The sequence below is a fragment of the Streptomyces sp. NPDC001941 genome (assembly GCF_040296945.1).
Classification (GTDB): domain Bacteria; phylum Actinomycetota; class Actinomycetes; order Streptomycetales; family Streptomycetaceae; genus Streptomyces.
Genome location: NZ_JBEOYE010000069.1, coordinates 18,854 through 40,671 on the forward strand (window position 1 = coordinate 18,854; position 21,818 = coordinate 40,671).

Annotated in this window: 14 protein-coding genes; 3 read left to right on the forward strand and 11 right to left on the reverse strand. The window is 73.1% G+C overall.

All coding sequences use genetic code 11. The annotated features are described in order from the left end of the window. Position 1: 1 nt before the first annotated feature. The 9 genes from ABT160_RS33835 to ABT160_RS33875 form a co-directional block, all read right to left on the reverse strand. Positions 2-1,486 carry a right-handed parallel beta-helix repeat-containing protein gene (locus ABT160_RS33835; RefSeq protein ID WP_351651806.1) on the reverse strand — a complete coding sequence of 495 codons (1,485 nt, stop codon included), beginning with the start codon at positions 1,484-1,486 and terminating at the stop codon, positions 2-4. A gap of 64 nt (positions 1,487-1,550) precedes the next feature. Continuing rightward, positions 1,551-3,500, reverse strand: coding sequence for an alginate lyase family protein (locus ABT160_RS33840; RefSeq protein ID WP_351651780.1), 1,950 nt, complete (start codon positions 3,498-3,500; stop codon positions 1,551-1,553). Then, a complete protein-coding gene (locus ABT160_RS33845) occupies positions 3,497-5,677 on the reverse strand; it encodes a bi-domain-containing oxidoreductase (RefSeq protein ID WP_351651781.1) in 2,181 nt (726 codons plus the stop codon). Before ABT160_RS33845 ends, ABT160_RS33840 begins: the two co-directional genes overlap by 4 nt. Positions 5,678-5,695: 18 nt before the next feature. Then, entirely contained in the window at positions 5,696-7,630 is a 1,935-nt protein-coding gene (asnB, locus tag ABT160_RS33850; RefSeq protein ID WP_351651782.1) for an asparagine synthase (glutamine-hydrolyzing), read from the reverse strand. A 3-nt stretch (positions 7,631-7,633) separates the two neighbouring features. Continuing rightward, the gene (locus ABT160_RS33855; protein ID WP_351651783.1) at positions 7,634-9,154 is read right to left on the reverse strand and encodes a Wzz/FepE/Etk N-terminal domain-containing protein; all 1,521 of its coding nucleotides are present in this window, start codon (positions 9,152-9,154) and stop codon (positions 7,634-7,636) included. Next, complete coding sequence (locus ABT160_RS33860) at positions 9,151-10,515, reverse strand: polysaccharide biosynthesis protein (RefSeq protein ID WP_351651784.1); 1,365 nt, start codon at positions 10,513-10,515, stop codon at positions 9,151-9,153. Before ABT160_RS33860 ends, ABT160_RS33855 begins: the two co-directional genes overlap by 4 nt. Beyond that, positions 10,508-11,776 (reverse strand): glycosyltransferase family 4 protein, encoded by a 1,269-nt coding sequence (locus tag ABT160_RS33865; RefSeq protein WP_351651785.1) that lies wholly within the window; start codon positions 11,774-11,776, stop codon positions 10,508-10,510. The genes ABT160_RS33860 and ABT160_RS33865 overlap by 8 nt, the downstream gene beginning before the upstream one ends. Then, positions 11,766-13,085, reverse strand: coding sequence for a nucleotide sugar dehydrogenase (locus tag ABT160_RS33870; protein ID WP_351651786.1), 1,320 nt, complete (start codon positions 13,083-13,085; stop codon positions 11,766-11,768). The genes ABT160_RS33865 and ABT160_RS33870 overlap by 11 nt, the downstream gene beginning before the upstream one ends. Before the next feature lie 73 nt (positions 13,086-13,158). After that, positions 13,159-14,637, reverse strand: a complete 1,479-nt coding sequence (locus tag ABT160_RS33875; protein WP_351651787.1) for a sugar transferase — start codon at positions 14,635-14,637, stop codon at positions 13,159-13,161. An 855-nt stretch (positions 14,638-15,492) separates the two neighbouring features. Here ABT160_RS33875 and ABT160_RS33880 point away from each other — a divergent pair. Further along, positions 15,493-16,764, forward strand: a complete 1,272-nt coding sequence (locus ABT160_RS33880; protein ID WP_351651788.1) for an MFS transporter — start codon at positions 15,493-15,495, stop codon at positions 16,762-16,764. On the opposite strand, the gene ABT160_RS33885 is transcribed toward ABT160_RS33880, so the two are convergent. Then, on the reverse strand, positions 16,745-18,355 hold the full coding sequence (locus tag ABT160_RS33885) for a hypothetical protein (RefSeq protein WP_351651789.1): 1,611 nt from the start codon (positions 18,353-18,355) through the stop codon (positions 16,745-16,747). The two genes, ABT160_RS33880 and ABT160_RS33885, sit on opposite strands and share 20 nt — an antisense overlap. Positions 18,356-18,712: 357 nt before the next feature. Here ABT160_RS33885 and ABT160_RS33890 point away from each other — a divergent pair, with 357 nt between their 5' ends. Both ABT160_RS33890 and ABT160_RS33895 read left to right on the forward strand, forming a co-directional pair. Then, entirely contained in the window at positions 18,713-19,333 is a 621-nt protein-coding gene (locus tag ABT160_RS33890) for a glyoxalase (RefSeq protein ID WP_351651790.1), read from the forward strand. Positions 19,334-19,494: 161 nt separating this feature from the next. After that, positions 19,495-20,004, forward strand: a complete 510-nt coding sequence (locus tag ABT160_RS33895) for a mycothiol transferase (RefSeq protein WP_351651791.1) — start codon at positions 19,495-19,497, stop codon at positions 20,002-20,004. 42 nt (positions 20,005-20,046) lie between these two features. Here the strand turns inward: ABT160_RS33895 and gad are convergent, their stop codons facing one another. Then, on the reverse strand, positions 20,047-21,426 hold the full coding sequence (gene gad, locus ABT160_RS33900; RefSeq protein ID WP_351651792.1) for a glutamate decarboxylase: 1,380 nt from the start codon (positions 21,424-21,426) through the stop codon (positions 20,047-20,049). Between the last annotated feature and the right edge of the window lie 392 nt (positions 21,427-21,818).

Sequence of the window (21,818 nt, forward strand, 5' to 3'; positions counted from 1 at the left end):
CTCAACCACCCGCCCGCGCGGTCAGGTCGCTGCCCTTGTCCTGCTGGTACGGCGCGGCCTGCCACTGCCCGAAGTCGAAGACCGCGCTGGGGTCCTTGGCGACGAACTTCCACGGCCCGACGTAGGTGTTGTCGTGCCAGTGGTTGTCCTGCTTCAGCGTGATCGCCTGCGCCACGCCCTCGCCCTTGTACGGCGACCACTCCGGATACGTCCCGTAGTTGGCCAGCACCGCCATCCGGTCGCACTTCGCCGTGCAGCCCACGGCCGAGAGGTCGAGCACGAAGCGGTTGTCGTGGATGTCCACCCGCTGGGTCTTCCAGCGGCAGTCGGCGAGCAGCGGCGCGGAGGCGATCTTCGGCTGGGCGCAGCTGCTCGCCTTCGGCACCAGCAGGGTGCACACGCCGGAGGAGGTGTTGGCGGGGCTGTTGCAGAACCGGTCGGCGTTCTCCCACAGGGTGATGCCCGACCAGTTGTTCTCCAGCACGTTGCGGTAGATCTCCAGCTTGTCCGTGCGGGCCCGCACCCGGGGCTCGCCGCCGGACTCCGACACGTAGAGCGTCGCGAAGGGGAAGCTGTCGCCGTTCACGGCGTTCTTGCGGCCGTCGACCAGGTTGTTGCGCCGGATCACGTTGTCGCGGATGACCGCGTTGTAACTGGTCTCGTAGATCAGCGCGGCGCCGTCGTTGGCCTCGATCAGGTTGGACTCGATGCGGAAGTCGTTGTTGTTGGTGTCCGCCCACAGGCCGGTGCCCCGGTTGTCGTGCACCCAGTTGCCGCTCACGTCCGCGCCGTTGACGGCCCAGAACTTCACGCCCCCGGTGCAGCCGCAGCCCGGCTTGCGCCGCTCCCAGTCGCCGGTGTTGTTGCCGGTGATCTCGTTGCCCTTGACCAGCAGGCCGGTCACCGTGCCGTTGTTCTTGTACGCGTTCAGCCCGTACTGCCCGTTGGCGCGCAGGCAGTTGGAGAGCACCCGCTGGCGGGACCCGGCCATCAGTCCGGCGCCCGAGTTGTTCTGGACGGTCGAGTGCTCGATCGTCCAGCCGTCGGCCGAGTCGTGGTTGACCACGCCCTCGTCCTGCGGTGCGACGAAGCCCTGCACGGTCAGGTGGCGCAGCGTGACGTCACGGGCGGCGCCCCCGAACGCGTACTGGTTGGTGCCCTTGCCGTCCAGGACCGCTCCCGGCGCCCCGAGGTAGACGTCCCCCTCCTTGGGGATCACCTGCGCGAAGCGGTCCGGCTCCAGCCGGTGCGTGCCGGGCCGCAGCCAGAACGTGGTGCGCGCCGGGCTGTTCCTGGTCTTCGCCGCCAGGTCGCCCACCACCGACGGGTCGACGGTCACCGCGCCCGCGGGCGCGGTGGCGGGACCGGCCGCCGGCGCCGCGCACACCCGGGCCGGCGACGCGGCGGCGGACGCGGACGGGGAGGCGGACCGCTCCGCCGCCGGGGCGCTGGACGTGCCCATGCAGCCGCCCGCCGCCGGGAGCATCAGCGCCAGCAGCGCCGTCGGCAGCGCCCGCTGCCGCCAGTTGATCCGCACCCGTCCTCCTCCTTCAGCCCTCGTCGCGGAATCTCAGTACGGTGGTGAACCCCCGGGTGGCCTCGGCGTAGCCGGTGCCGACCAGCACGGTGGCCGGCCGCCTGCGCCCGAAGCCGGGGGAGTACCAGCCCAGCGGCGGGTCCTCCTCGCCCCGGTGCGCCCGCCAGTCCAGCTCCCCGGGCAGGTCGAGCACCGCCGAGCGGTCCTCGCCGTCGGCGCTCCAGCGCAGCTCCGCCCGGTTCCCCGTCAGCTCCGCGGAGACCGCCGGACCCAGGTGGAACACCAGGCGCGCGTCCCTGCGCGGCCCGGTGACCTCGTCCACGATGAGCAACTCCCGGGTCTCCGGGTCGAGGTCGACCCGCCTGCGGTGCACGGACGGCTGGTAGCCGTCGTGCTCGGCGCACCAGCGCAGCGTGCCCCCGCCGGTGGCCTCCGCCTTCAGCACCCGGGTGCGCGCGTGCCGGGTCCACAGGAACGGGCCGCCGGAGACGGACTGGTCGGTGCCGTCCAGCTCCAGGGTGTTGTGGCCCAGCGTCGAGCGGAAGTACCGCCGCCACTCCGGTTGCCCGTGGTAGCAGTACGTCCCCGGGTCGGCGAGCACGTCCACGCCGTCGTGGCGCACCTCCACCGACAGCGCGTCCGCGTGGGCGTGCGCCGCGATGGACAGGAAGCCGTGCGGGCCCCCGTCGCACCGGCACCAGATCCCGCCGGGCCCGCGCAGCACGGTCAGGCCCGCGTCCGCGAAGTGGCCCGGCCGGCTCGCCGGACGCGCCGCCCCCGCCGCCGAGGGCCGCGCGAGCGCGGCGAGCAGCGGGGTGCGCACATCGGTGCCGGTCACCACCGGCCACCAGTCGAGCCGGCCGAACACCGCCTCACCGGTCGCCAGCAGCGAGCCCCACCGGTCGGTGCCCGGGCCGTCCACCACCAGGCCGTGCCCGTCGTCGGAGTCGCCCTGGCGCGGCGGCCGCAGCCGGTCGTCCACCACGGCCGCCAGCGCGTCCGTCATCCGCAGCAGCACCAGCCGTACGGTCGCGGGCACCGCCACCCCGGCGGCGTCCGCCTCGGCCAGCGCGGCCAGGCCCAGTTCGAGGACGAGCCCGTGGTACTCGGAGGCCAGCTCCCGGTTCAGCCCCGACAGGAAGGTGTTGGCGCGCAGGTTGCGGTCCAGCGAGCGCAGCGCCTCGTCCCGCCACGCCGCCGAGGACGGGAACCAGTCGAACGCGACGGCCGCGGCGAACTGCCCGGCGGCCTCCGCGATGACGTGGTTGTTCGCCGACGAGCCCCGGCTGGGGAAGGAGGCCAGCCAGTTCTGGTGGTGCCAGATCTGCCGCAGCGCGTCCGGGTTGCGCTCGAACAGCTCCGGCGCGCCCGCCCAGCCGTCCAGCAGCCGGCGGACCCACACCCAGGACAGCAGCCGGATGCCCAGCTCGATGCCACTGGTCCAGTGCACCCCGCGCAGCGGCGCGTTCGACACCCACCAGGACCGCAGGTGCGCCGCGACCCGCTCGGCGTACCGCTCGTCACCGGTGAGCGCGTACGCGGCGGCCAGCACCGTCAGGTACTGGTGCCGGGACAGCTCCCAGATCTGCTTGACGTCCCCGGACCGCTCCTCGTCGCGGTACGGCACGTCGAACGCGTAGCCCCACGGGGCCCGGCGCCCGGTCTTCGGGTCGTACCACCAGTCCGGGTCGACCAGGTCCTCCCGGGCCACCCCGAAGTACTCCACGTGCCCGGCGAGCAGCCGGTCCGCCTCGGCGACGAGACGTTTCGCCGCGTCCGGCGCCACCGAGGCCAGCGCCCCCTCGGGCAGCACCGCGGTGAAGCGGGCGCCGCCCACGGAAGGGCTCTGCGGGCGCGCCGAGCGCCACCGCCGCCGGCGCACCGCGTCGCCCACCCGGCCGCCGACCTCCTGCGGCCCCATCCGGGACAGCCGCCGCAGGTACCAGCCCGCACCCATGGTCATCGCGTCGTGGCCAGGGTCACCGGCGCGCCGCCGACCAGGCTGGCCCGCACGGCCAGCGTCGCCGCCGTGGTGGCGGCCAGCGACTCCAGGGCCACCGGCATCGGCCCGCCGGTGCGCACGGCCCGCACGAAGGACGCCAGCTCGGCCTCCTGGCCCTTGTCACGAGCCTTGGGCAGCCGCGAACTGACCCAGCGCTTGCGCCCGTACACCGAGGCGCGCACGAAGTCGTCGAGCCGCAGCACCTTGCCGTCGGCGACCAGGTCCAGCGTCTCCTTGGGGAAGCCGGGCGCGCCGGTCGTGACGTAACTGATCGTCGCCGTCGAGCCGTCCGGGTAGCGCAGCACGACCTGGAGGTCCTCGTTGCCGGGCGTGGTGACCGCGAACACGGACACCGGGTCGGCCCCGATCAGCCAGCTCACCGTGTCGATGAAGTGACCGCCCTCACCGGTGAACCGCGAACCCTCGCTGCCCTCCTTCAGGTACCAGCTGCCGTGCTCCAGGCGCCCCGCGTTGACCAGGTAGCGCACGCTCGCCGGGCCGCTGCGGGCGCCGAAGCGCTCCTTCGCCTCCCGCAGCAGCGGCGCGAACCGGCGGTTGAAGCCCACCTGGATCCGGTCGTTGCCGGACTCCTCCACCGCGGCGAGCACCCCGGCCAGCTCCTCCTCGCCGAGCGCCAGCGGCTTCTCCACGAACACGGCCTTGCCCGCGTGCAGCGCCCGGCTGGTGAGCGCGGCGTGCGAGCTGTGCCGGGTGACCACGAACACCGCGTCCACGGACGGGTCGCCGAGCACCGCGTCCAGGTCGGTGGTCGCCCGGGCGAAGCCGAACGTGCGCTGGGCGTTGGCCGCCGACAGCGCCGTCGTGGTGACCACCGTGGACAGCTCCACGCCCTCGCGGTCCTTCAGGTGCGGCAGCAGCATCGACGAGGCGTAGTTGCCCGCGCCCACGAACGCCAGGCGCACCGGCCCGGGCGCCCGGCGGGCCGGGGCGGTCGCGGCGCCGCGCCGCACCTCGGGCACGGCCACCACCGGGGCCACCGGCTCCGCGGGCTCCTGCCCGGGGTAGCGGAACAGCACGGCCACCGCCTTCAGGCCGCCGTCCTTCAGGCTCCCGTACGTCTCCACCGCGTCGTCGAAGTCCGCCGTGTGCGAGACCAGCGGCTCCACGTCCACCCGGCCCCGGGCCACCAGGTCCAGGAAGCACGCCAGGTTGCGGCGCTCGGTCCAGCGCACGTAGCCGATCGGGTAGTCGCGCCCCTCCAGCTCGTACTCCGGGTCGTAGCGCCCGGGGCCGTAGCTGCGCGAGAAGCGCACGTCGAGTTCCTTCTCGTAGTACGCGTTCCAGGGCAGGTCGAGACGGCACTTGCCGATGTCGACGACCCGGCCCCGGTCCCGGCTCAGCCGCGCCGCCAGCTCCACCGGCTGGTTGCTGCCGCCGCCGGCCGCCAGGTACACCTGGTCCACCCCGTGCCCGCCGGTCAGCTCCGCGACCGCGCTCTCCACCGCCGCCGACCCGGGGTCGCCGCAGGCCAGCGCGCCCAGCCGCTCGGCGAGCTCGCAGCGCAGCGGATCGGGGTCGGCCCCCACCACCCGCACGCCCGAGGCGGCGAGCAGCTGCACCACCAGCTGACCGATCAGGCCGAGCCCGATGACCAGCGCCACCTCCCCGAGCTGCGGCTCGCCCTGCCGCACGCCCTGCAGCGCGATCGACCCGACGGTCCCGAAGGCCGCGTGGCGGGCCTCCAGGCCGTCCGGCACCGGCGCGTACAGGTTCCTGGGCACCCAGTTCAGCTCCGCGTGCAGCGCGTGCTCGTTGCCCGCGCACGCCACCAGGTCGCCGACGGACACGTCGTCGATCCCCTCGCCGACCTGCTCGACCACCCCGCACAGCGAGTAGCCCAGCGGCGTGTACGAGTCGAGCTTGCCCATCACCTTGCGGTAGGTGGCGGGCAGGCCGTTGGTGGCCACGCTCTGCGCGACCTTCGCCACCTGGTCCGGGCGCGAACGGGCCTTGCCGAGCATCGACATGCCCGCCTCGGACACCTTCATCATCTCGGTGCCGGTGGAGATCAGCGAGTACGCGCTGCGCACCAGCACACCGCCCGGCTTGCACCCCGGCACCGGCACGTCGATCAGCGCCAGCTCGCCGCTCTTGTAGTTCTGCACAACCTGCTTCAACAGAGGTCCTCTTGTTCTCTACACCGTCAAGGGCGAGGTCTGGCTGGACCCGGAGGTCGCGCCGCGGTACCAGTACTCAAGGGTCAGCACGTGCCACAGGTGCTTGGAGAAGTCCCGCTGCCCGGCGGCGTCCTCGGCGACGAGCCGCTCCAGCGCCTCGCGCCGCAGCAGCCCCGAGCTCACGAGCACCCCGTCGTGCACCACCTCGCGCACCAGCGGCGCGAGGTCCCGGCTCATCCAGGCCCGCAGCGGGGCGCTGAACAGGCCCTTGGGCCGGTACACGATCTCCCGGGGCAGGACCGAGGTGGCCGCCTCCTTCAGGACCGCCTTGCCCTGCCGCCCCACGATCTTGCGGTCGCCGGGCACCGCGAAGGCGGCCTTGACCACCTCCACGTCCACGTACGGCACCCGTACCTCGGTGGAGGCGGCCATGCTGGAGCGGTCCGTGTACGCGAGGTTCAGGCCCGGCAGGAACATCCGGGCGTCGCCCAGGCACATGCGGTTGACGAAGTCGTCCAGGTCGTTGTCCTCGTACACGTCCGCGTGCTCGGCGATCACGTCCTCCACCGACGCCGCCAGGTCCGGGTGCACCAGGTCCAGGAGCTCGTCCTGGTCGTACATGGTGTAGCTGCGCCGGAACGCGGTCTCCTCGGGCAGGTCGGCGAAGGACAGGAAGCGCTTGGCGAAGCGCACCGAGCGGAAGCCCCGCCGCGAGGTGGCCACCGGCAGCCGGTCCACGGCCGCGGACATCCCGCGCCGCAGCGGCCCCGGGACCCGCTGGTAGCGCAGCGCGAGGACGTTCGCCAGGTGCTTGCGGTACCCGGCGAACAACTCGTCGGCGCCCATGCCCGACAGCAGCACCTTCACCCCGGCCTCGCGGGCGGCCGAGCAGATCAGGAACGTGTTGATCGCCGCCGGGTCGCCGATCGGCTCGTCCAGGTGGTACGTCATCTTCGGCAGCAGCTCGAGCACGTTCGGCGCGATCTCGATCTCGTGCAGGTCCACGCCGAACTGCTTGGCCACCTGCCGGGCGTAGCGCAGGTCGTCGGGCATCGCCTCGAACTTGGCGTCCTCCGCCCGGAAACCGATCGTGTAGGCGGAGATCCCCGGCTGGTGGCGGGCCGCGAGCGCGGTCAGGTAGCTGGAGTCGAGCCCGCCGGACAGGAACGTCGCCACCGGCACGTCGGCGAGCAGGTGCCGGCGGGTCGACTCCTCGATCACCGCGGCCACGTCCGGGACCGTGCCGCTCCGTGCCAGGTCGCGCGCCTCCGCCGCGACGTCCCGCAGGTTCCAGTACCGCCCGCGCTCCACCCGGCCGTCCGGCCGCATCCGCAGCCAGCTGCCCGGCGGCAGCTTCTCCGCCTCGCGGAACGCGCAGCGCGAGTCGGGCACCCAGTAGTAGAGCAGCGAGGCCACCATCGCCCCGTGGTCCACCTCGAGCGACCCACCGGTCACCGCGGCCAGCGCCTTGAGCTCCGAGGCGAACACCAGGCCGCCGTCGCGCCGCAGCAGGAACAGCGGCTTGATGCCCAACTGGTCGCGTACCAGCGTCAGTTCGCCGCTGCGCTCGTCGAACACGGCGAACGCGAACATGCCGCGCAGCCGGGGCAGGCAGTCCGTGCCCCAGCGCCGCCACGCCTCCAGGACCACCTCGGTGTCCGACGTCCCCCGGAAGCGCACCCCGTGGGACCCCAGTTCGGCGCGGAGGTCGGGCGCGTTGAACAACTCCCCGTTGTACGTGATGACCAGACCGCCCGAGACCATCGGCTGGGCGCCGGTCTCGGACAGGTCGACGACGGCGAGCCGGCGGTGCCCGAGGTGCACCTCCCCGTCACCGACGGGATGTGCGTACGTGCCCGTGCCGTCCGGACCCCGGTGGGCCAGGACGTCGGTCAGCCGCCGGTTCACGGCCTGCCCGTCCGGCCAGCGGTAAGCGCCTGCGATGCCACACATGTCCTACCGTGCCTCCTGGTCGCTGTCCGGTACCCGAGCCGCCCACATCGGTGGACGCTCGGTGCGGCGCGGGCCCGTCTCGTTCTCCCGGGCCAGCCGCTCGTTCTGGCTTCGCAGTGCCGTGTACAGCCCGTTCCACAGCGTGCCGTCGGTCCGGTCGCGCGGATCGGGGTCGACGAGCACCACGCCGATCACCGGGATCCGCTGGTCCGCCAGCTGCCGCGCCACCGTGTGCAGCCACGCCGCACTGCCGTGCCCCGCCCGCACCACGAGCACCGTCTGGGTGCCCAGGTACTGCAGGTCCGTCCACGCCGTCCCCGGCGCCACCGAACCCACGCCGAGGGCCGTACCCTCCCGGGGCGCGGCCGAGTCGGCCACCACCGCCGGGTCCCCGGGAGCGGTGCTGAGCTTCGCCAGCCAGGTGCCGGGCAGCCCGTCCACCACGACGACCGGGCCCTGGTCCGCCATCGCCCGGGCCACGTCGAGGGCGAGGACGCCCGTGGTGCGCGCACAGCCCAGTTCGAGCAGCGACACCGGCTCCGCCGAGGCGCGCACCGTGCGCACCAGGGTCGTGGTGAGCCGCTCGCGCGCCACCCGGGTCCTGCGCCGCCGCCACAGCCGCGGCGACCAGCGGGGCGTGCGGGGCAGTTCGGCGATCACCGAGGCGCCCACGTGCGAGGCGATGTCCCGGCGCAGCACCGGACGGTCCGCCACCACGCTGGCGACGGCCGCAAGCGCGACCCCGAGGACCAGCCCGAGCACCAGGCCGATCCCGGCGTCCGTGACGACGGCCTTCGGCAGTGAGTGGCGCACCGCGCGCGGTGCGTCCACGATCTGCGTACCGGCGATCAGCCGGGGCGTGCCGGTGCGGGCCTCGGCGGCGCGCTGGTCGAAGTCGGCGATGCGCGAGTTGAGTTCGGCCCGGCGGGCGAAGAGGGACTCCACGCTCGCCGACGCCTTCGGGTCGGTGTCCGGGGTACGGGCCCCGATCGACTTGTTGACCTGAGCCAGCTCGGTGCGCATCCGGTCCCGCTGGTCGATCAGGGCGTCGGCCTCCGCCTCGGCGGCGGCGCGCATCCGGCCCAGGTGGTCGGCGACGAACGCCTCGGCGAGCGCCTTGGCCCGGGCCACCGCGTCGGCGTCGGTGGCCCCGGTCACCTCGATCTGCATCAGGTTGTTGGTCAGGCCGGTGCCCACGTACTCCTGCATGAAGTCCTCGGGTATCTCGGAGGACTTGAGGGTCTTGAGCGCCTTGACGGCGATCTGGGTGGTGCCCAGGAGCTGCACGTCGGTGCGGATCAGCGTCCCGGTGTCGTTGGGCTGGTCGTCCGCGTGCGCGACCAGCACCTTGGTCACCGCGGTCGGCGCCGGCCGCAGCACGAACGCCAGCGCCGCGCCGGCCAGCAGCCCGAGCAGCGCCATGGTCGACCACAGGCGCCTGCGCCTGCGCACCGACACCACCAGCGGCTGGAGGTCGATCAGGGGAGCGGAGGCCGAGGACTCGGCGGCCTTGCCCGTCGTCACGCCGGACCACCCCCGGTGTCGCCGCCCGCGACGGCCGCCGCGTGCGGGCGCCGGGCCTCCGCGGGCTGCTCCGGCAGCGGCCGCACCGCGTCGGCGACGACGATGCCGACCACCTCGTGCCCCGCGTCCGCGCACGCCCCGGCCAGGTCCCCGAGCTCCTCGGCGGTCCGGCTGCCGGTGCTGAGCACCACCAGCGCCCCGGACTCCGTGTCGCGGTCCGGCACCAGCGGCTCGCTCACCCCGACCCGTACGACGCGCAGCACCGGTCCGCTCTCGGCCTCGGCGGCCAGTTGCTCGGCGGCCAGCCGGGCGATCTCGTCCCCCTCCGGCACGATCACCAGCAGTCTTCTCGGGGCGGGCAGTTGCTCGCGCAGTCGGTCGCACACCCGGCGGTAGCGGACCCTCCTGCTGGCCTCGTCGCCCGAGGAACGCGGAGCCGGCAGGTCCCACCGGGTGTCGGCGCCGAGGAGCCGCCGGACCAGGGCCCGCGCGCCGTCCTCACGCGGCCGGGAGACCGACCGCTCCGCGGGCACGTCGACGGTGCCCAGGAGCGCCGAGCCCAGCGCCGCCGCGATCTCCGGTTCCGTACGCAGCCGCCGGTTGACCCGCGCGGCGGCCAGGTGGCCGACGACCGCGACCAGGAAGAACAACAGTGCCCCGCCGCCCAGCAGTTGCGTCCTGGTCGGCGCCGCCTGCCCCTCGGGCCGGGGCGCCGGGCCCATGACGACCATCCCGGCCTTGTTCGCCGCCGGGTTGGACTCGTCCAGCTTCTTCATCGCGTCCTGCAGCGAGGTGCGCAGCTTCTCCAGCTCGGTGCGGACCTGCACGCTCTCCACGGTCCGCCCCGGGTCGGCCGCGTTGGCCAGGTCGGTGATGCGCTGGTTGGTCTGCTCGACCTTCTGCCGCAGCGCCTCGGGCCCCGACGCCGCGTCGGGGTCGGTGGTGTCGCCCCCGATCCGCGCGGCGAACGCGACGAACTGGGCGGCCACCTGGTCCGCCAGCCGCTGGGCGCGCTCCGGGGTCTCGGCCGTGCCGGAGATCTTGATGATGTTGCCGTCGGACGCCGCAGCCGTCACCCGGTCCTTCAGGTCGACGCCCCGGACGCCCGGCCAGCCGAGCGTGGTGGCCGCCCGGTCGATCACCGACGAACTGGTCGCGATCTCCGCCTGCGTCAGCAGCTCCCGCTCCTCCCACTGGCCCGGCAGCAGCACCGAGGCCAGCGCGGTGTAGCGCGGCGGGAACAGCAGCACCGACGCGCCGTAGCCGACGAGCGCGCCGACCACGGCGGCGACGACGAGCAGGCGCCAGCGCCGACGGAAGATCCGCCCGACCGTGACCAGGCGTACCGTGTCATCACTCAATGGAGCCGGCTCCTCCCTGGGCGGAGGGCCCGTCCCCCGCTGCCGGGACACTGCCCCGGCAGGCGGCGGAGTAGGCGGCGAGCAGCGATCTCTGTGAGTTGCTCCAGGAGAGTTCCCCGGTGACGCGCTCCTGGCCGATCTTGCCCATCCGGGACCGCTTCTCCGGGTCGTCCAGCAACTCGGCGACGAGCGCGGCGAACTGCGACTCGTCGTTGGCGTCCGCGTACAGCGCCGCCTCGCCCGCCGAGACCCGCGCCTCGCGCAGGTCGAACGAGACGATCGGCCGGCCCATCGCCATGTACTCCAGGACCTTGTTCATCGTCGACACGTCGTTGAGCGGGTTGCGCGGGTCGGGGGAGAGGCACACGTCCGCGGTGGACAGGTAGCGCACCAGGTCGGCGTCCGGGATGCGCCCGGTGAACTCCACCCGGTCGGCGAGGCCCAGCTCGCGCGACAGCTCCACCATCGCGTCGAAGGCGTCCCCGGCGCCGACGAACACCGCGTGCCAGTCGGTCCTGCCGACCTCGTCGCGCAGCTTCGCCAGCGCCCGCAGGGCGTAGTCCACCCCGTCCTGCGGCCCCATCACCCCCAGGTAGCAGAGCAGGTGCGGCTGGCCCTTCTTCAACTCCGGCTCCGGATCGACCGGTTGGAACCGGTCGGTCTGCGGGGCGCTGCGCACCACGAACACGTCCGAGGGCCGCTTGCCGCCGCGGCGCACCGCGACGTCCCGGTAGCTCTCGTTGGTGGCGAGCACCACGTCCGCCGCCCGGTAGGTCAGCCGCTCCAGCGCGCACACCGCGCGGTACAGCAGGTCCTCGCCCCGGTCGAACCGGGAGAGGTACAACTCCGGTACCAGGTCGTGCTGGTCGAAGACGAACCGAGCGCCCAGCCGCTTCAGCCGCAGGGCCGGCAGGAACAGCAGGTCCGGCGGGTTGCAGGCGTGCACCACGTGGACCGGCCCGACCTTGCGGGCGAGCCGGGCCGTGTGCCACAGCGCCGACCCGTACTCCCGCAGGTACCCGGCGGGCCCGCCGGTGGCCGCCCGCAGCGGGTAGCGGTGGATCCGCACCCCCTCGACGACCGCCTCGGCCTCGGTGTCCCGCTTGCGCCCCTGCGGGCAGATGACGTGCACCTCCCAGCCCGCGTCGCGCAGCGTCGTGCACTCCTGCCACACCCGCCGGTCGAAGGGCACCGACAGGTTCTCCACCAGGATCAGCGCGCGGCGCGTCCTGCGGACGGTGTTGCTCGCGTCACCAGGCAAGACCCACGTACCCCGGTTCGGCCCGGCGCGCGTCGGCGTCGGGGAGGCGGACGAGGTCGATCAGCTCCGGGCCCTCGCCGGCGGCAGGGAGCGCCGCGAGGACCTCGGGGTCGCGGGTGCCGACCAGGACGACCTCGGAGTGGTCGAGGACCTCGCCGACCGAGTCGGCGAGCAGTTGCGCCAGGTGCGGCAGCCGGTTCTCGATGTACTCGCGGTTCGCGCCGAGCAGCCGGGACAGGCTGACGTTGGCGTCGTGGATCCGCAGGTCGTAGCCCTTGCCGAAGAGCTGCTCGGCGAGCTCCACCAGCGGGCTCTCGCGCAGGTCGTCGGTACCGGGCTTGAAGGAGAGGCCGAACAGGCCCACCTTGCGCTTCCCGGTGCGCTCCACCAGCTTCACCGCCCGCTGCAGGTGCGCGGAGTTGGACGCCAGCACGTGCGACAGGATGGGCACCGAGACGTCGGCGCGCTGCGCCGCGTACACCAGGCCGCGCAGGTCCTTGGGCAGGCAAGAGCCGCCGAAGGCGAAACCGGGCCGCAGGTAGGCGGGGCTGATGTTGAGCTTGCGGTCGGCCAGGAACACGTCCATCACCTGGTGCGAGTCCACCCCGAGCGCCTGGCACACCGAGCCCAGCTCGTTCGCGAAGCCGATCTTGAGGCCGTGGAACGCGTTGTCCGCGTACTTGATCGCCTCGGCGGTCTGCACCGACACCCGGAACGTCTCCCCGGGCAGTCCCTCGTACAGCGCCGCCACCGCGTCGCCGCTGGCCGCGTCGAGTTCGCCGATGACGGTCTTGGGCGGGTCGAAGAAGTCCCGCACGCTGGTGCCCTCGCGCAGGAACTCCGGGTTCACGGCGACGCCGAACTCCACCCCGGCCGTGCCGCCGACGTACTTCTCCAGGATCGGCACCAGCAGGTCCAGGCAGGTGCCCGGCAGCATGGTGCTGCGGAACACCACGGTCTGCCGGCCGCCGCGCTCGGCCAGCGCGGCGCCGATCTGCTCCACCACCCGCTCCAGGTAGGTGGTGCACAGGCTGCCGTTGGGCTCCGACGGCGTGCCCACGCAGATCAGGGATATCTCGCTCTCCCGGATCGCCTCGCGGACGTCACCGGTGGCGCGCAGCGCCCCGCTCGCCACCACCTCGGCGATCAGCTCGCCGATCCGCTCCTCCACCACCGGGGCCTTGCCGTCGTTGACCAGGTCGATCTTGACCTGGTTGACGTCCACCCCGATGACCTCGTGCCCCATGCTGGCCAGGCACGCGGCCGACACGCAGCCCACGTAACCGAGACCGAAGACACTGACTCTCATGCCCGCTCACTCCCCCCAGGCAGGCCCTGTCGGCCCGCGTTCGGCGTACCGGCCGTACGACGCCCCCCGCGCATCAGTAGGCCCCCTGCCCGTGGACCACCGCGCGCAGGGTCTTCCACAAGATCACCGTGTCCAGGGCCAGCGACCAGTCCTCCACGTACCGCAGGTCGAGGCGGACCGCCTCCTCCCACGGCAGGTCGCTGCGCCCGCTGATCTGCCACAGGCCGGTGAGCCCGGGCTTGACCAGCAGCCGCCGCCGGATGTCCGGACCGTAGGCCGCGGACTCCTCGGGCAGCGGAGGCCGCGGCCCGACGAGCGACATCGATCCGGTCAGTACGTTGAACAGCTGCGGCAGCTCGTCGAGCGAGTACCGGCGCAGCACCGCGCCCACCCGGGTGACCCTCGGGTCCCGGCGCATCTTGAACAACAGGCCCGCACCCTCGTTGAGTTCGGCCAGTTCGGCGCGCGCCTTGTGCGCGCCGGTGACCATGGTGCGGAACTTCCAGATGGTGAACTCCGCGCCGTCCTTGCCGACCCTGCGCTGGCGGTAGATGGCCCCGCCCCTGCTGTCCGCGAGGATCAGCAGCCCGACGGTCACCATCAGCGGCGCGAGCATCACCAGCAGCAGCGCCGCGCCGACCCGGTCGACGACCGCCTTGACCGCGCGGCGGCCCCCGGTGAAGGTCGGCATGCTGACCCGCAGCAGCGGGATGCCGAGCACCGCGTCGACGTGCAGCCGTGGGCCCGCCACCTCCATCAGCATCGGGGCGACGACCATCTCGGCCTCGCTGCCCTCCAGGTTCCAGGCCAGCCGCTGCAGCCGGTCCGGCGACCAGTGCGGGTCCGCGGTGACGGCGACGACCCGGTAGCCGTCGCGGCGCACGTAGTGCGCGACGTCGGCCAGGGCGCCGACGACCGGGACGCCGTCGAGCTCGTCACCGTCGAGTCCCAGGCCGTCCGTGGTGCACACGGCGGCCACGCGCCAGCCGAGGTGCGGGAACTTGCGGGTGCGCAGGATCAGGTCGCGCACGGTCGCGGGGCTGCCGGCGGCGAGCACCGGCCGCAGGCACCTGCCGTCCTTGCGCTGCCGGTGCAGCCAGAGCCGGAGCAGATAGCGGGCGGTCATGGTGACCAGGGCGACCGCCGGGATCGCGACGAAGATCCAGAGTTTGATGTTCCGCGAGGCGAGCGAGATGCCGCCGAGTGCCAGCACCACGGCCGACGTGGACAGCGAGCGGCCCAGCCTGCGGAACTCCTCGGCGCCCTGGCCGAGTACGGCCGGGTCCCAGGCCCGGCCGAGCGCCAGCGTCGTCAGCACCAGCAGTCCGGTGCCGAAGGCCAGGATGGTCCACTTCTCCTGCCAGTTGGCCGCGTCGCGGGCACCGAAGACGATGCCGACCGACGCCACCACCACGGCGGTGGCCACCGTGTCGCTGATGACGACGGTGCGCCGGTAGCGCTGTTCCCAGACGCTGGTGTAGCCGATGACCGTGCCGTTCGCCGCGCGTCTGTGTGCCGACGGAAACGGACTGACTAGTTCCCCCTGGTGCACGGGACCCCCCCGTCCACCTGTGGATCAACGTGTTCGCCCAACACTGTTCCTCCCCCCGGGAGGCCCCCGCCCCCCGCACCGTTTCCCCTCGGGAGGCCCCCGCCTCCCGCCCATGAAAGACCGGCTGTCTCAGTGCTTTGTGAACAGCTCACCCGGGCGGTAGCGGACCCGCATGTGCCGCCGGACTGCCGAGACGCACGGGAACCCTTCGAAGCCGTGGGCGCTCCCCGCACCCGTAGGCCCCTACCGGGATCCCGAATTGATCACCCCCACCATCTGGCGCCGGGAACCTGGTTGGTGGCGGTCCCGTGCGCATGGCCTTTTTGATCATTCGCTGGTCGACTCGTGCCGGAGCAGCCGAAGCACGGACAACCTAGACCATCGCGCACGATATGTAGAAGGGGTGTGTGTGATTTGTATTCAATATTTGCGAGTGGGTGCTTCCAACGCCCTCCGGCCACCGGCGATTTGAAGCCACCGGGAAGCGGTGGGGGCCCTTCCGGGGCAAGGGTGCGGCCTCGCCGGGGCCATCCCCGCTGAGCTGCGAAGGCCGGTTCTGATCGTCGCGTTCGGCAACATGGGGACGTAGTCGGCCCGTGTGGCTGATGTGAAGAAACAATTCTTCCGTGACGCATGTGACGTACGGGTTTTGGGCGTGACCGACGGGACCCAGGGGCGCACCGGACAGGAGTTCACCATCGACAACGATTCGAACGACCGTCCGGCGTGTCGCCCGTGGGGCGTGTCGCGCCCGCGGCCCGCCCCCGCCCGCCCCTCCCGGCCACGCGGGGGCGCACCGTCGCTAGGGTGCGCGGGAACGTCCGCCCACGCGCCACCCCCGGAGGCCCGCGCCCCATGGATTCCTCCCGCCCGGACCCCTCCCGTCCCGGCCCCCGCCGCCCGGACGTCCGCGTCCGCCGCCACCGCACGGCCCTGCGGCTCTGCTTCGCGATACCCGGCCTTTCGCTCGCCACCTGGGTCACCCGCACCCCCGACGTCCGGGATCGCCTCGGCGCCTCCACGGCCGAGATGGGCCTGGTCCTCTTCGGCATGTCGGCCGGCTCGATGCTCGGCATCCTGGCCGCCGGAGCCCTGGTGGCACGGTTCTCCACCCGGCCGGTCATCGTCGCCTGCCTGACCTTCGTACTGGCCGGGACGGGTACGACGGCCCTGGGCGCGGCCGTCTCCTCGGCGCCGGTGGTGGCCCTGGGGCTGTTCCTCTCCGGCGCGGGCATGGGCCTCTCGGAAGTGGCCAGCAACATCGACGGCGCTTTCCTCGAAAGAGAGTTGGGCCGTCCCGTACTGCCCGCGCTGCACGGCTGCTACAGCCTCGGCACCGTCGTCGGCGCGGTCCTCGGAGTGGCCGGCGCCGCCGCCGGCTTCCCCGTGCCCTGGCACCTGGCCCTGGTGCTCCTGGTCGCGGTCGCCCTGTTCGCCCTGGTGCCGCCGCGGTTGCGTCCGGGCACCGGCCGCCGCTCCCGTACCCCCGAGGACGCCGGAGCCGGGGAGGCCGCCGCCCAACTGCCGCGTGCGGGACGGCCGTACCTCGACGTGCGCCTGCTGCTCATCGGCGGCGTGGTGTTCGCCATGACCCTGGCCGAGGGCGCCGCGACCGACTGGCTGCCGCTGCTGATGGTCGACGGCCACGGTGTGCCGCCCGGCCCCGGTTCCCTGGTGTACGCCGGTTTCGCCGCCGCGATGGCGGCCGGCCGCTTCGCCGGCGGCCCGGTGGTGGCGCGCGCCGGGCGGCCGGTGGTGCTCGGTGGCGGGGCCCTGCTGACCGCCGCCGGTATCGCCCTGGTCTCCTTCGCCGACTCCCCGGTCGCGGCCGGTTGCGCCGTCCTCCTCTGGGGACTCGGCACCGCCCTCGGCTTCCCGCTCGCCCTCTCCGCCGCCGCCGAGTCCGGGCCCGACGAGGCGGGACGCGTCGCCCTGACGTCCCGCATCGGTTACGTCGCGCTGCTCGCGGGACCCCCGGTGCTCGGCCTCCTCGGCGAGCACCACGGGCTGCGGACCGCGATGGTGCCGGTGCTGCTGCTGGTGCTCGCCGCCGCCGCGCTCTCGCCCGCCACCGCCGTCCGGGCGCGGCGGCGCGCGGTGGACGGTGTCACCGTCCACCGCGGGTGAACGTGACCTCCTTGGAGTCGCCCTCGCGCTCGTAGGTGCCGCTGAAACCCCAGTTCCGCCAGCCACCGTCCCCGTTGTTCACGACCGTCCCGTTCTTGATCGCGAAGATGTCGACGCCGTCGACCACCGCGAGGTGTTCCAGACCCGATACACCCGAGAAGGAGAGGTCGTCGAAGGACTTCACGGCGATGATGTTGGTATCGGGGAAGGCGCGGCTGTATTCGTCGATCAGGGAATGCGTCAGTTCGGCGTCGTCGCCCGGGACGTTTCCCTTGTACGGCGTTCCCGGATAGGGCCCGCCGTCGGTGTACTTGGGCTTCCCGTCGTTGAAATTCACCTTCTCCGTCCCGGTGGGAACGGAATCGGCCTCCAGGTCAGCGGCCTCGGGAAGATCGAAAGAGGCCTCCGGGCCGTCGCGCGTGACGTCCCCGTAATAGGCCCAGTTGATGTATCCGCCGTCGCCGTCGTTGCGGAACTTCCCCTTGTCGAAGACGTACACGTCGAACACGCCCCGGCCCGAAGCGATGTCGTCCCCGGTCTCCTCGTCGTGGTACTCGTTGGAGTTGAGCCGGTACCGGGCCCGGTCGACGAACGAGTCCGGCTCGTCCACCCAGTGCGACGGCTGCTCCGAGTGCATCGCCACCACGTTGTAGTCGGGGTAGCAGCGGCGCATGTCGTTCACGAGCATCCGCACCGCCTGGGCCGACGCCTCGCCGTCCAGGGGCGAGTACGTGTTGTAGTAGCGGTCGCGGTCCGGCGGCTCCTGCCCCTCGATCTGGCAGCCCTCGTCCCCGGGCTTCCAGTCCTTCTTTCTCTTGGGCCGCGACGGCTCCTGGAACGTCACCGTGCGGCGGTCCTCGCTGACCTCGAACACGCCCTTGAACGCACGGTTCTTCCACCCCAGGTCGGCGTCGTCGGCCCAGGTGAACGTGCCGGTCCTGAACGCGTACACGCGGTAGGTGGTGCCGCTGATCTCGACCGTCTGGATCATCGCGGCACCGTCCATCTGCTGGAGGTCGCCCTCGTGGGGCTGCGCGATGACGATGTTGTAGTCCGGCATGCAGTAGGAGAGGTCGTCCAGCGCCTGCTTGACGCGCTTCTCCTTGTTCTTCTCGTTGTTGATCTTGTCGATGACGAAGTTCGCGAGGTACGAGTACCCCCAGGCGGCCGCCGTGCCGACCGGCCCGCTGCCGGGCACCTTGACGTTCGAGTGCGACGACCGCTCGCGGGGCTCGAAGCAGAGGCTGGGCAGCGCGTTGCCCTCGGCGGCCGGGGCCCCGGTCCCCGCGGTCGCGACGGGCCCGCCCGGGGTGGTGGCGGGCACGACCGGTCCGTCGGGATCACCGGGTGCGTCGGCCGGCGCGTCCGGGGCGGCGGGAGCGGGGTCGTCGGGGCAGTCCCCGCCGCCCTCTCCGCCGCCCGCGTGGATCCGGCAGATCTGCCGGTGGGCGGAGCGGGTGACCTCGCCCCCGACCGTGCTGACGACCATCGCGCCCACCACGGCGACGACCAGCACCAGCAGGCCCAGGTACTCGACCGCGGTCTGTCCCGCGCTCGTACGGATCCGGCGCAACCGTGTTCGGCGGTTCACGTGTCTCACCTCGCGGCGGCTCGCTCGACGGCCCGGTGCCTCACGACCACCGGTGCTTCCGAACGTAGGGACCGCCCCGGGCCCACCGACAGTGCCCGCGGACCCAACCGGAGCCCAAGCCGGGCCCACGGCCGCTGTCCCGCCCCCGGCCTTTCCGCACCGCGCCGATCGGCCCAGCTCACCCGCACCGCGACTGTCCCACGGTGTCCCACCGGGGTCGTCCCCGCGCCCGGCACGCGCTGAGATGGGCGCAGCGCCGCAGGACGGGCGCCGGACCGGGCCCGAGCAGCACCCCCGGCCCCGGCCCCGGCCCGTACGGCGCCCGCCACCCACTCACCGAGCGAAGGACGTCGTGCCGTGAACACCACCTCTCCCGCCCTGGCCCTCACCTCCGTCACGCTGGAGGTGTCCGACCTCCCGGCGGCCCGCGCCTTCTACGCGGCCTTCGGCGTGGACCACCTCGTCCGGCTGCGGGCCTCCGACGCGCCGAGCGAGGGGTTCCGCGGCTTCACGCTGGCCCTGACCGTCGCCCGGCCCGGCTCCGTCGACGCCTTCGTCGAGGCGGCGGTGACCGCGGGCGCGGCCGTCGTGAAGCCCGCGCGGAAATCGCTGTGGGGCTACGGCGCCGTCGTCCAGGCGCCCGACGGCACCCTGTGGAAGATCGCCACCTCGGAGAAGAAGCACACCGGCCCCGCGAGCAGGGAGATCGACGCGGTGGTGCTGCTCCTCGGCGTGGCGGACGTCAAGGCGACCAGGAAGTTCTACGCGGAGCTCGGCCTGGGCGTGGAGCGGTCCTTCGGCGGCAAGTACGCCGAGTTCGCCGGCGGCGACGCCAGCCCCGTCAAGCTCGCGCTCTACCAGCGCGGCGGCCTGGCCAAGGACCTCGGCACGCCCGCCGACGGCAGCGGCTCGCACCGGCTCGCGATCGGCTGCGCCACCGGACCGTTCACCGACCCCGACGGCTTCACGTGGGAGTGACGGCCGCGGGGGAGCGGCGGCCTCACGCGGGCACGGTGGCACGGGGTGCGCGGCACGGGAGGAGCGATCCGCGACGGGGTCCGGCGACGGGGTCCGCCACCGTGGTCCGGATCCGGACGGTCCGGCGCGCGTGGGCCATCCGCCCGTGTTCCCATGGGGAGATGGATATCGCGGAGCTGCTGACAGACGCCTTCGGACGGGTCCGGGAGGAGGCGGGTGCCGCCGTCGAGGGCCTGACGCCCGGGCAACTCGCCCACCGCCCCGACGAGTCGGCCAACTCGATCGGCTGGCTGGTCTGGCACCTCACCCGGGTCCAGGACGACCACGTCGCCGACGCGGCCGGCCTGGAGCAGGTGTGGACGGCGCAGGGCTGGTACGACCGGTTCGGCCTCCAACTGGAGCCCGGGGAAACGGGATACGGGCACGGCGCGGCACAAGTGGCGGCGGTGCGGGACGTGACCGCCGAACAGCTCCTCGGCTACCTCGACGCCGTCCACGAGCAGACGCTGTCCTTCGTGCGCACGCTCGACGACGCCGCGCTCGACCGCGTCGTCGACGAGGACTGGACCCCGCACGTCACCCTCGGGGTCCGCCTGGTCAGCGTGGTCTCCGACGACCTCCAGCACGCCGGCCAGGCCGCGTACGCACGGGGCCTGCTGCCGCGCGGCTGACGGTGCCCCGCGCGGCTGACGGTGCCCCGCGCGGCCTCGCGGTCAGTGGTGGAACCCCGGCTGAGGATCGGCCGTGCCGCCCCTGCGCCGCAGGTGCTCCACCGAGGCCCGGATGTCGTCGGCCAGCAGGGCGACCTTGTCGTGGCTGATGCCGTGCCGGATCAGCACCCGCTGGACCACGGTCTCCTCGCGCTCCGGCGGAAGCGGGTACGCGGGGATCTGCCAGCCGCGCACCCGCAGCCGCTCGGTCAGGTCGTACAGCGTGAACCCGGCCCCTGCGGGGTCGGTCAGCGTCCAGGACACCGCGGGCAGCGCCCCGTGACCGTCGTAGAGCAGCGTGAACGGGCCGAGCGCGGCGATCTCCCCGCCCAGGAAGCGGGCGCTGCGCGCGGCGGTCTCGTAGACCGCGCGGTAGCCCTGCCGGCCCAGGCGCAGCAGGTTGTAGTACTGGGCCACGACGGCGCCGCCGGGCCGGGAGAAGTTGAGCGCGAAGGTCGGCATGTCGCCGCCCAGGTAGTTGACCCGGAAGACCAGTTCCTCGGGCAGCAGCTCGGGGGAGCGCCACACCACCCAGCCCACGCCGAGCGGAGCCATCCCGTACTTGTGCCCGGAGGCGTTGACGGACGCCACCCGGGGCAGCCGGAAGTCCCAGTCCAGGTCGGGGCGGAGGAACGGGGCGACGAACCCGCCGCTGGCGGCGTCCACGTGCACGGGCACGTCGAGGCCGGTGTCGTCCCGGATCGCGTCGAGCTCGGCGCAGATCTCCTTGACCGGCTCGTAGTCGCAGGTGAACGTCACGCCCAGGATCGCCACCACGCCGATGGTGTTCTCGTCCACGTACGCGCGCAGCTGGTGCGGCCGCAGCCCCGTCGCGTCCGCCTCCAGCGGGACCTGGCGCAGCTCCACGTCGAAGTAGCGGGCGAACTTCTCCCAGCACACCTGCACCGGCCCGCACACCAGGTTGGGCCGGTCGGCCGGCTTGCCCTCGGCCAGCCGCCGCTCGCGCCAGCGCCACTTGAGCGCGAGGCCGCCCAGCATGGCCGCCTCGGAGGAGCCGGTGGTGGAGCAGCCCATGGTGGTCTCGCCGTGCGGCGAGTTCCACAGGTCGGCCAGGATGTGCACGCAGCGGGACTCGATCTCGGCGGTCTGCGGGTGCTCGTCCTTGTCGACCATGTTCTTGCCCAGGCACGCGTCCATCAGCGCGTGCACCTCGGGCTCGGCCCAGGTGGTGCAGAAGGTGGCGAGGTTCTGGGCGGCGTTGCCGTCGAGCGCCAGCTCGTCCCGGATCAGCTCGCTCACCGCCCGGGGCGAGGACCGGTGCTCGGGCATCCGGTACCTGGGCAGCGCCTCGTCGCTGATCGGCAGCGCGTAGAGGTCGGTGAACGGATCCGGGCTCTCGCCGTCGGTGGTGTGCAGGGCCACGCCGCGCTCCTCGCCGTACGGGACACCGCCCACCCGGTGCCGACTGCCGCTTCCCGGCCATGGTCGCCGCACCCGGCCGCGCGAGCGCGCCCACGGGCGCCGCGGGACCCCGTGCACGGCACCCCGCACCGGGCAGGCCTTGCGGGAGGCCGTGGGGAGGGGCGCTGGGCCGTACGGGTGAGGCCGGACGCCCAGCCGTGCGCCAGGTGGCGGCAACGCGGCGCGAACAGGACGTAAGTCCCTGCCGGTCTGGTATGCATCTGGTATAGCTTGGCCGTGTGGAGGGGGCAGGGCCGGGGCGCGCGGGCCACGCCCGGCGCACCCCGGCCCTCGACCGCAGAACCCGGCCCGGCGGGCACAGCCCCCGTCCGCCGGCCGTCCGACAAGGAGAG